The sequence below is a fragment of the Streptomyces sp. NPDC051987 genome (assembly GCF_040680735.1).
In the GTDB taxonomy this organism is placed as follows: Bacteria; Actinomycetota; Actinomycetes; order Streptomycetales; family Streptomycetaceae; genus Streptomyces.
Map to the genome: position 1 here is coordinate 1 of NZ_JBFAXI010000158.1, position 10811 is coordinate 10811.

The following is a 10811-nucleotide window of genomic DNA, read 5'->3' on the forward strand; positions in this document are numbered from 1 at the left end:
CGCCCTCCCGGAGGGGTACGCGGCCTTCGTGCACCCCCGTTCGGGGCTCGCCGCACGATGCGGTGTGGCCCTCGTGAATGCCCCGGGGACGATTGTGTTCCGACCCCGGAAAGCAAAAGGGCTCACCGACTCCGTCGACGGACCTTCGTGCGAGATCAAGGCCGACGCAATGTGCATCTCATTCTGCCTTTTCGAGCAGCACTGAGTCATGGCTGCTCACCTACCATGGGCCGGTTCGCAAATGGGGCGGAAAGGGCTTAGTCATGGTGGTGGAGACCGAGCACGTCGAATGCCTGATGGGGTGGCTCGCGTATGGCAGCCCCGCACGGTCTCTGGTAGGGGCCGAGAGGCTGGTGGAAAAGCTCGCGGTGGTGGTTTTCCAGGGTGACTACGACTGGCCGACGTCCACGAGCCGGGCCGACGACTATCGAGACGCGCTGCGCGAGTGGTTCGCCGACGACGTCCGGGAGTCGGAGTTCGTCGACATGGCCGACCCGGACACGGACCCCGGACTGCTCATCGACTGGTTCCTCCCGGTGGTGCTCGAGTGGGAGGAGCAGGTCGCCCGAGGCCAACGGGAGGACGCGGACGGCGAGGCCCCGCGCGGCTGGCGCAATCCGCGCTTCGACGGCACCCCCGGTACCGAGTACTACCGGATCGATGCGGCCACCGGTGAGTACGTGTACGCCGAGAGGGAGGACGACGAGGACTGGGTGGTCTATGACCGGCGTCGTTACGCCGAGCCGGCCTGGGACGACGCCTACGGCCTCACGTACCGCTACGACCGCAAGGACGGCGTCTACGAGTGGCGCGACGAGCAGACCGCCACGTGGGAGGACCAGGCGTGGGCCGATGCGCACGCGGCCGGTCCCGACGGGAGCGCCGGTACGTCGGAGCGTTCAGAGGTTGCCTGGGACGAGAACCGGAGGATGTTCTACCGGCTCGGGCCGAACGGAATCTACGAGTACGCCGACGCCAGGATCCCCGGCGACGAATCGAGCGGCTGCGGTGAGGTGTGGCTGAGCGACGAGCAGGCTCGCACCCGTGTGATGCCGATCCACCTGATTCCCGGTTGGCAGGACCTTGAGGGCGAACCCTGGGCGGAGGGCTGGTACACCCTGCCGGACGGCTCGGGCGGCTACACGTACCTCCACTCGCCCGACCGGACCCCCGAGGCCGGCGACGACGGCTGGAGCCAGGTCCCCCCGGCGCCTCCTGCGCCGCTGACCGCTGAGCAGGAGGAGGAGTACGCCGCTTTGGGATACACGCTCGACGAGGCCGCCGAGGTGATCGACAACCTCACGGAGGCCCTCAACGGGTTGGCTGCACCCCAGGAATGACCGTGCAGCTGCCGGAGCGCCGGCGGAGCGACCAAGGAAAGGCAGAAGCGAGATGGGCAACAGTCAGTCCCAGAGCATCATCGACAAGGCGACGAAAGCCGCGGCGGACCTCAGGGCCTCCGGCCTGGACGAGCGGGCGATACGTCGTGCGGAAACCCTGCACGGGGAAATGCTGCAGTCGATCAGAGAGGCCGGTTTCAGCGGGGAGAGACTCGCAAAGGTGACCCGAGCGAGCGAGGAGTTCCGGGACGCGATCACGGCGAGCAGACGGCGCGTTGCAGCCCAGCAGGCGAAGCGGAGAGCGGAGGAGGAGGAACGACGCAGGACCGCAGCCCTCGACATGGCCTCCGACGTGCGCAGTCGGCGCGCACATGTCGAGGAGTCCCTGCGCAGGGCGACCGGGGAGAGGCGAAAGCTTGAAGTCGAATGGACGAAATCACTGAAGCCCGACCAGAAGAATCAGCACGACGTTCCTCTCGACTCCGTGTACGAGGAATTCATCGAAAGCGATAAGATGAGGGCCCTCGGTAGGCGAATCGCAGAGCTGGAAAAACTGCTCGCCGCGCTCAGGGCTTCAGAAAGCCGGTCTCAAGAGGACCAGCTGCTTGCGATGGACCCGCCGACTTTTCTGGATGCCCTCGATCGAGCAGAACATGGGCAAGATCCCTTCCCTCTCTCGATTCCCGTCCCGCTGCAGCAGGCGGCAGACCTGCTCAGGTCGAGCCTCTCGGGAGTTCCCGACTCCCCATGGGACAATGCTTTCAGGCAGCTCCTAGACGCCAAACTGCCCGTCAGCGTCATCCTCCGGGCCCCGGTCCCCGATGCCGCTACCCGTAGCGCCAACGAGAATTTCGTGGGCCGCGAGGGCGGCATCTGGACGGAGACCGATGCCCTGGCGGAGGCGAGGAGGGTTTTTTCGGGGGACGCCCTCGAGAACGAGATCAACGCCATGATCAGGGCCATGGACGGAGGTGCCGGGCACGGCGCGCGGCTCCGAAGCAAGGCACCGGACATCGTGCTGGCCGGAAACAGCGCCGGCTTTGATCTGACCCAGCCGGATGCCTTCAGGTTCGTCAACTCCGTGGGGATCGCATGGGTGAGCGCCTTGTCCACATCGGACAGCGGTGGTGCCAACCAGACGAGGATCAGAGGCGAGATCTGACCCCGGCGAACGTGCGGAGTCCCGTGATCGTCTCGCTGGTCACCGGACCTCGGTGCCGCGCGTGGCCGTCGGGCGGCTGAGGGTGCGTCGTGGCTGGTCGCGACCACGCGGCGGAGCCGCACATTTCTTACGGCCCCGCGCCCCGGGGAGGGCGCGGGGCCGCGGGCGGGCGATCTGAGGATCTGATCAGCGCCGCACCGTTGTGAATCCGGGCGGGCTTGGCTCGCGCCGCTCTCCGTTCGCGTGTCGTTCGTCTCTGTGGTATAGCGAAGGCCGCCCCCAAAACCCCAGCTCACGCCCCCCGCAACCGGTCCCCCTTCTCTTGTTTTGACCGGAGTGATTGCGCTGGGTACGCTCAGACCTTGTGCCTGGGGTGTGCCCTGATCCTCGTGCGTGCCTTCACACCGCACCGGAGTGACGAAGCGGCCACCGTGATCCGCGCCCCCTTCTGCCTCGCGGCAGAGGTTCGCCGGATCCGACACACCCGACCGCGTGGGTCGGAGACGTTCCAGGTTAGCTGTACCCATCGGCACACAGAAACCGGAGAAGTAGTGCCTACGATCCAGCAGCTGGTCCGCAAGGGCCGGCAGGACAAGGTCGAGAAGAACAAGACGCCCGCACTCGAGGGTTCCCCTCAGCGTCGAGGCGTCTGCACGCGTGTGTTCACGACCACCCCGAAGAAGCCGAACTCGGCCCTGCGTAAGGTCGCGCGTGTGCGTCTGACCAGCGGGATCGAGGTCACCGCTTACATTCCGGGTGAGGGACACAACCTGCAGGAGCACTCCATCGTGCTCGTGCGCGGCGGCCGTGTGAAGGACCTGCCGGGTGTTCGCTACAAGATCATCCGTGGCTCGCTCGACACCCAGGGTGTCAAGAACCGCAAGCAGGCCCGCAGCCGCTACGGCGCCAAGAAGGAGAAGTAAGAATGCCTCGTAAGGGCCCCGCCCCGAAGCGCCCGGTCATCATCGACCCGGTTTACGGCTCCCCTCTGGTGACCTCCCTGATCAACAAGGTGCTGCTGAACGGCAAGCGCTCCACCGCCGAGCGCATCGTCTACGGCGCCATGGAGGGCCTGCGCGACAAGACCGGCAACGACCCGGTCATCACGCTCAAGCGCGCCCTGGAGAACATCAAGCCGACGCTTGAGGTCAAGTCCCGCCGTGTCGGTGGCGCCACCTACCAGGTCCCGGTCGAGGTCAAGCCCGGCCGTGCCAACACCCTGGCGCTGCGCTGGCTGGTCGGTTACTCCCGCGCCCGTCGCGAGAAGACCATGACCGAGCGTCTGCTCAACGAGCTTCTCGACGCTTCGAACGGCCTCGGTGCGGCCGTCAAGAAGCGCGAGGACACGCACAAGATGGCCGAGTCCAACAAGGCCTTCGCGCACTACCGCTGGTAGTCGCAGTCCACATCGAGACCGAGAGAAGACTGAAGCCTTATGGCTACCACTTCGCTTGACCTGGCCAAGGTCCGCAACATCGGGATCATGGCCCACATCGACGCGGGCAAGACGACCACCACTGAGCGGATCCTGTTCTACACCGGTGTGTCGTACAAGATCGGTGAGGTCCACGACGGTGCTGCCACCATGGACTGGATGGAGCAGGAGCAGGAGCGTGGCATCACGATCACCTCTGCTGCCACCACCTGTCACTGGCCGCTTGAGGACGTCGACCACACCATCAACATCATCGACACCCCGGGTCACGTCGACTTCACCGTCGAGGTGGAGCGCTCCCTGCGCGTCCTCGACGGTGCCGTGACGGTGTTCGACGGCGTCGCCGGTGTCGAGCCCCAGTCCGAGACGGTCTGGCGTCAGGCGGACCGCTACGGCGTGCCGCGCATCTGCTTCGTCAACAAGCTCGACCGGACCGGTGCCGAGTTCCACCGCTGCGTCGACATGATCTCTGACCGCCTGGGCGCTCAGCCGATCGTCATGCAGCTCCCGATCGGTGCCGAGGCCGACTTCCAGGGCGTCGTGGACCTCGTCCGCATGAAGGCGCTCGTCTGGTCCGCCGAGGCCACCAAGGGCGAGATGTACGACGTCGTCGACATCCCGGCCACCCACACCGAGGCTGCCGAGGAGTACCGCGGCAAGCTGCTGGAGGCCGTGGCCGAGAACGACGAAGAGATCATGGAGCTGTACCTGGAGGGCGAGGAGCCCTCCGAGGAGCAGCTGTACGCCGCGATCCGTCGTATCACCATCGCGTCCGGCAAGTCCAAGGACACCACCGTCACCCCGGTGTTCTGCGGTACCGCGTTCAAGAACAAGGGCGTCCAGCCCCTGCTCGACGCGGTCGTGCGCTACCTCCCCTCCCCGCTCGACGTCGAGGCCATCGAGGGCCACGCCGTGAACGACCCGGAGGAGGTCGTCAAGCGCAAGCCGTCCGACGACGAGCCGCTGTCCGCGCTGGCGTTCAAGATCATGAGCGACCCGCACCTCGGCAAGCTCACCTTCGTCCGGGTCTACTCGGGCCGCCTGGAGTCCGGCACGGCCGTGCTGAACTCCGTCAAGGGCAAGAAGGAGCGCATCGGCAAGATCTACCGCATGCACGCGAACAAGCGTGAGGAGATCGACTCGGTGGGCGCCGGCGACATCATCGCCGTCATGGGTCTGAAGCAGACCACGACCGGCGAGACGCTGTGCGACGACAAGGCCCCGGTGATCCTGGAGTCCATGGACTTCCCGGCGCCGGTCATCCAGGTCGCCATCGAGCCCAAGTCGAAGGGCGACCAGGAGAAGCTGGGCGTCGCGATCCAGCGCCTGGCCGAGGAGGACCCGTCCTTCCAGGTCCACTCGGACGAGGAGACCGGCCAGACCATCATCGGCGGTATGGGCGAGCTGCACCTTGAGGTGCTGGTCGACCGTATGCGCCGTGAGTTCAAGGTCGAGGCCAACGTCGGCAAGCCGCAGGTGGCGTACCGCGAGACGATCCGCAAGGCCGTCGAGCGCGTCGACTACACCCACAAGAAGCAGACCGGTGGTACCGGTCAGTTCGCGAAGGTGCAGATCGGCATCGAGCCGCTCGAGGGTGGCGACACCTCGTACGAGTTCGTGAACAAGGTGACCGGTGGCCGCATCCCGAAGGAGTACATCCCTTCGGTGGACGCCGGTGCGCAGGAGGCCATGCAGTTCGGCATCCTCGCCGGTTACGAGATGACCGGTGTCCGCGTGATCCTGCACGACGGTGCCTACCACGAGGTCGACTCCTCCGAGCTCGCCTTCAAGATCGCCGGTTCGCAGGCCTTCAAGGAGGCCGCGCGCAAGGCGTCCCCCGTGCTCCTTGAGCCGATGATGGCCGTCGAGGTCACCACGCCCGAGGACTACATGGGTGAGGTCATCGGCGACATCAACTCCCGCCGTGGTCAGATCCAGGCCATGGAGGAGCGGGCCGGTGCCCGCGTCGTGAAGGGCCTCGTGCCCCTCTCGGAGATGTTCGGTTACGTCGGCGACCTGCGCAGCAAGACGTCCGGCCGGGCCAGCTACTCCATGCAGTTCGACTCCTACGCCGAGGTTCCGCGGAACGTCGCCGAGGAGATCATCGCGAAGGCCAAGGGCGAGTAAGCACCGCGTTTAACGCGGCGCGCGCAGACGCCTTAGGCTTGACCCCGGAGCCTCTCGGGTCGTTCCTCCGCATTCGTGGCGGTACGGCCCGGGGCCCGGGACCCAACAGCAAAGATCACCTGGCGCCGATCGAATCAAGGCGTACAGAACCACTCCACAGGAGGACCCCAGTGGCGAAGGCGAAGTTCGAGCGGACTAAGCCGCACGTCAACATCGGCACCATCGGTCACATCGACCACGGTAAGACGACCCTCACGGCCGCCATTACCAAGGTGCTGCACGACGCGTACCCGGACCTGAACGAGGCCACCCCGTTCGACAACATCGACAAGGCGCCCGAGGAGCGCCAGCGCGGTATCACCATCTCCATCGCGCACGTCGAGTACCAGACCGAGGCGCGCCACTACGCCCACGTCGACTGCCCGGGTCACGCGGACTACATCAAGAACATGATCACCGGTGCCGCCCAGATGGACGGCGCGATCCTGGTCGTGGCCGCCACCGACGGCCCGATGCCGCAGACCAAGGAGCACGTGCTCCTGGCCCGCCAGGTCGGCGTGCCGTACATCGTCGTCGCCCTGAACAAGGCCGACATGGTGGACGACGAGGAGATCCTGGAGCTCGTCGAGCTCGAGGTCCGTGAGCTCCTCTCCGAGTACGAGTTCCCGGGCGACGACGTCCCGGTCGTCAAGGTCTCGGCGCTCAAGGCGCTCGAGGGCGACGCCCAGTGGACCCAGTCCGTCCTGGACCTGATGAACGCTGTCGACACCTCCATCCCGGAGCCCGAGCGTGACGTCGACAAGCCGTTCCTGATGCCGATCGAGGACGTCTTCACCATCACCGGTCGCGGTACGGTCGTCACCGGCCGTATCGAGCGTGGTGTCCTCAAGGTCAACGAGACCGTCGACATCATCGGCATCAAGACCGAGAAGACCTCCACCACGGTCACCGGTATCGAGATGTTCCGCAAGCTGCTCGACGAGGGCCAGGCCGGTGAGAACGTCGGTCTGCTGCTCCGCGGCATCAAGCGCGAGGACGTCGAGCGCGGCCAGGTCATCATCAAGCCGGGCTCGGTCACCCCGCACACCGAGTTCGAGGCGCAGGCCTACATCCTCTCCAAGGACGAGGGTGGCCGCCACACGCCGTTCTTCAACAACTACCGTCCGCAGTTCTACTTCCGTACCACGGACGTGACCGGCGTCGTGACCCTCCCCGAGGGCACCGAGATGGTCATGCCGGGCGACAACACTGAGATGAAGGTCGAGCTCATCCAGCCCATCGCCATGGAAGAGGGCCTGAAGTTCGCCATCCGTGAGGGTGGCCGCACGGTCGGCGCCGGCCAGGTCACCAAGATCAACAAGTGATCTCGGCCCGCAAGGGCTGACCTGGTAGGTCTCTGAAGGGCCCGTACGACTCCGGTCGTACGGGCCCTTCGGCATGTCCGAGGCGGCTGCATGTCCGAGGCGTCGCGGCAGGCCCGAGGCGGTCGCAGACCCGAGGCGGTCGCAGGTCCGAAACGGTTCGGCGGCCTCGAAGGGGTTCGCCGGGCTCGAAACTATTCGGCGGGTACGACCCCTGGCTCCCGGGAGCCGCTCCCTCCACCATTTGTCATGCCGCTGACCAAATTCGGGTGGAGGGGTGAGGCATGTCCGTGCGTCGTAGGACCGTCCTGGGAGCGGGGCTGGCCGCCGTGCCCGTGCTGTCGTCGGGCGTCGCGTGGGCCGGTGGCGGCGGTGCACCGCGGGCGACCGACCCCGGCGCGTACATCTCCTTCACCGGCGGGGCGTTCTCGCTGGTCGGCGCCCCGGTCGTGGTGAGCGCCGACGACCACCCGGGAGTCGTCCGGGTGGCGGGCGACCTCCGTGACGACATCGAGCGGGTGACGGGGGTACGGCCGGCCGCGACGCTCGCCCGCCGGGCGGTCCTCGTCGGCACGATCGGCCGCAGCCCGCTGATCGACGCCCTGGTGGCGTCCGGCAAGCTGGACGTGACGGGGGTGCGGGGCCGTTGGGAGACCTCCCTGCAGACCGTCGTCGACCACCCCGTGCCCGGTGTGGACAAGGCGTTCGTCATCGCGGGCAGCGACCCGCGCGGCACGATCTTCGGCGCCTACGACGTCTCGTACGGCATCGGCGTCTCGCCCTGGCACTGGTGGGACGACGTGGAGCCGGTCCACCGTGACGAGGTGTGGGTGCTGCCGGGCCGCCACAGCCAGGGCACCCCGGCGGTGAAGTACCGCGGCTTCTTCCTCAACGACGAGAACCCGGCGCTCGGCACCTGGGCCCCGGCGTACTTCGGACCCGGCAAGGCCCCCGGCTATCCCGGCGGCTTCACCGCGGACTTCTACGCCCGGGTCTTCGAGGTGCTGCTGCGGCTCAAGGGCAACTACCTGTGGCCGGCGGTGTGGGGGCGGGCGTTCGCGGAGGACGATCCGGAGAACCACCGCAGGGCGTCTGCCTATGGCGTTGTCATGGGCACGTCCCACGAGGCGCCGATGATGCGCGGGATCGAGGAGTGGAACCGCCACGCGACGGGCGGTACCGACCCTTACGGCGGCACGGGCGAGTGGTCCTACCTCCGCAATGCCGAGGCGATCCGGGCCTACTGGCGGGCCGGCATCCAGCGCATGGTCGACGAGGGCTTCGAGGGCGTGGTCACCCTCGGCATGCGCGGCAACGGCGACACCGGCCTGCCCGACGGCGACGGCATCGAACTGATGCGGGAGATCATCGCTGACCAACGGCAGATCATCGAGGAGGTGACCGGGAAGCCGGCCGCCGAGACCCCCCAGGTGTGGACCCTGTACAAGGAGGTCCAGCGCTACTGGGACCGCGGGCTGCGCGCCCCCGACGACGTCACGGTCGTCCTGACCGACGACAACTGGGGCAACATCCGCAAGCACCCCTCCCCGCAGGAGCCGCGCGGCGGCGGATACGGGCTCTACTACCACTTCGACTACGTGGGAGCCGGCCGCAACTACAAGTGGGTCGACACTGCCAACCTCCGCAACGTCTGGGACCAGCTCCACCAGGCGCACGCCTACGGCAACCACGGCCTGTGGGTGGCCAACGTGGGCGACCTGAAGGGCAACGAACTCCCGACGGAGTTCTTCCTCGACTACGCCTGGAACCCCGACCGCTGGACCTTCGACCGGCTGGGCGAGTGGGAACGGCGATACGCCCGCCAGAACTTCGGCGCGGCGGTGGCCGACGAGACCGCGGAACTGCTCGCCCGCTACGGCCAGTTGCAGGCGCGCCGCAAACCGGAGCTGCTCAACCGCCGCATCACCCTCTCCGACACCGGCCAGGTGGTCTACGACGACCGGCAGACCCCCTTCTCCTTCGGCCACCGCGAGCTGGAGCGGGTGACGGAGGAGTGGCGGGAGCTGGGCAGACGGGCGGCCCGGATCGCCCGCCGACTGCCGGCGGCGGCCCAGGACGCGTTTTTCGAGCTGATCGGGTACGCGGTGACGGCGACCGCGAACCTGTACGCGCTGCGCGAGGCCGAGTTCACGAACCTGCTCTACGCCAGGCAGGGCAGGGCCGCGACCAACGACCGCGCGGCGACGGCGGAAGCCGGCCTGGCGGCCGATCTCGCCCTGGCCGAGCGCTACAACACCCAGGTGGCGGGCGGCAAATGGCGGGGCTTCCAGACCCAGCCGCACATCGACTACGGGGACGTCGACCGGTACGGCCCCAACGCGCCCTGGCAGCAGCCGGAGAAGGACAACGTGGCCCTCCCGGACGTGCTCTTCCCGGCGGTGCGGCGGATCGAGGTGCCGGAGGCGGCCGGGCTGGGAGTGTCGGTAGACCCCGACGAGGGGGCCATGACCCTGCCGCCGTTCAGCCCGTACCAGTCCCGGCCGCAGCAGTACGTCGAGGTCTTCAACCGCGGCCGCACGCCCTTCGACTACCGGGTGTCGGCGTCGGTGCCGTGGCTGACGGTGGACCGTCCACGGGGCCGGTTGACGGACCAGGTGCGGGTGGTGGTGGGGGTGGACTGGTCCCGGGCCCCGGCCGGCCGCGCGGAGGGGACGCTGACGGTGAGCGGGGCGGGGGAGTCGGTGACGGTGGGGTGCGTCGCCGAGCGGCCGCCGGCTCACGGGCTGCGAGGACAGCAGGGGCTGCGAGGGCCGCTGGGGCTGCGGGGGTTCGTGGAGGCGGGCGGCTACGTGGCGATCGACGCGGAGCACTGCGACCGCGCGGTCGGCGAGTGGCGCCGGCTGGACGGGATCGGCCGCACCGGTGCGGGGATGACGGCGTGGCCCGTGACGGGAGGCTGGGGCGACTCCCCGGACTCCTGGCCCCGGCTGGAGTACGAGGTGAGCCTGCTGTCGGCGGGCGAGGTGACGGCGTGGGCGTACCTGTCCCCGCGCAACCCGGCGCTGCCGACGGGCACCGGTCTGCGCTACGCCCTCACCTTCGACGACGAGGAGCCCCGGCCCGTCGACATCACGGCCGGCGCGGACGACGGCCTCCTGAACACGGTGTGGGCCCGCAACACCTCCGACAACGTCAACCGGTCGGCGACGCGTCACACGCTCGCATCCGGTGTCCACCGCCTGAGGTTCTGGTCGGTGGACCCCACGGTGGTGGTGCAGCGGCTGATCATCGACACGGGCGGGCTGACGCCGACATACCTGGGACCGCTGGAGAGCCGGCGGCCCCTACGGGCGGCGCCGCGCCACGGGCGCCGGCGGACCCCGAGGGGGGGCTGGGCGGCCCGGGGGGGGGGGCCCCGGTGTCTC

7 protein-coding genes and 1 pseudogene are annotated in these 10811 nt (G+C 68.1%); all 8 read left to right on the forward strand.

Features of this window, described 5'->3' with window-relative positions; translation table 11 throughout:
- Positions 1-94, forward strand: a pseudogene (locus AB0M11_RS40070) (dUTP diphosphatase); the annotation flags it as partial.
- 169 nt (positions 95-263) lie between these two features.
- The gene (locus tag AB0M11_RS40075) at positions 264-1340 is read left to right on the forward strand and encodes a hypothetical protein (RefSeq protein WP_365713677.1); all 1077 of its coding nucleotides are present in this window, start codon (positions 264-266) and stop codon (positions 1338-1340) included.
- A 52-nt stretch (positions 1341-1392) separates the two neighbouring features.
- Positions 1393-2502, forward strand: coding sequence for a hypothetical protein (locus AB0M11_RS40080; RefSeq protein ID WP_365713679.1), 1110 nt, complete (start codon positions 1393-1395; stop codon positions 2500-2502).
- Positions 2503-3053: 551 nt separating this feature from the next.
- Complete coding sequence (gene rpsL, locus AB0M11_RS40085; RefSeq protein ID WP_003948652.1) at positions 3054-3425, forward strand: 30S ribosomal protein S12; 372 nt, start codon at positions 3054-3056, stop codon at positions 3423-3425.
- A gap of 2 nt (positions 3426-3427) precedes the next feature.
- Entirely contained in the window at positions 3428-3898 is a 471-nt protein-coding gene (rpsG, locus tag AB0M11_RS40090) for a 30S ribosomal protein S7 (protein ID WP_009330725.1), read from the forward strand.
- A 39-nt stretch (positions 3899-3937) separates the two neighbouring features.
- Positions 3938-6064: an elongation factor G gene (gene fusA / locus AB0M11_RS40095; protein WP_365713681.1), complete on the forward strand. Its 2127-nt coding sequence runs from the start codon at positions 3938-3940 to the stop codon at positions 6062-6064.
- A 170-nt stretch (positions 6065-6234) separates the two neighbouring features.
- Positions 6235-7428, forward strand: coding sequence for an elongation factor Tu (gene tuf, locus AB0M11_RS40100; RefSeq protein ID WP_365713683.1), 1194 nt, complete (start codon positions 6235-6237; stop codon positions 7426-7428).
- Positions 7429-7709: 281 nt separating this feature from the next.
- Positions 7710-10811 (forward strand): glycosyl hydrolase 115 family protein (locus AB0M11_RS40105; protein WP_365713685.1); only part of this gene is annotated, 3102 nt, incomplete at its 3' end.

Bases quoted from the DNA above. Each gene is read 5' to 3' on its own strand.
- rpsG (WP_009330725.1), top strand. From the start codon at position 3,428: ATGCCTCGTAAGGGCCCCGCCCCGAAGCGCCCGGTCATCATCGACCCG.
- fusA (WP_365713681.1), top strand. From the start codon at position 3,938: ATGGCTACCACTTCGCTTGACCTGGCCAAGGTCCGCAACATCGGGATC.
- AB0M11_RS40080 (WP_365713679.1), top strand. From the start codon at position 1,393: ATGGGCAACAGTCAGTCCCAGAGCATCATCGACAAGGCGACGAAAGCC.
- AB0M11_RS40075 (WP_365713677.1), top strand. From the start codon at position 264: ATGGTGGTGGAGACCGAGCACGTCGAATGCCTGATGGGGTGGCTCGCG.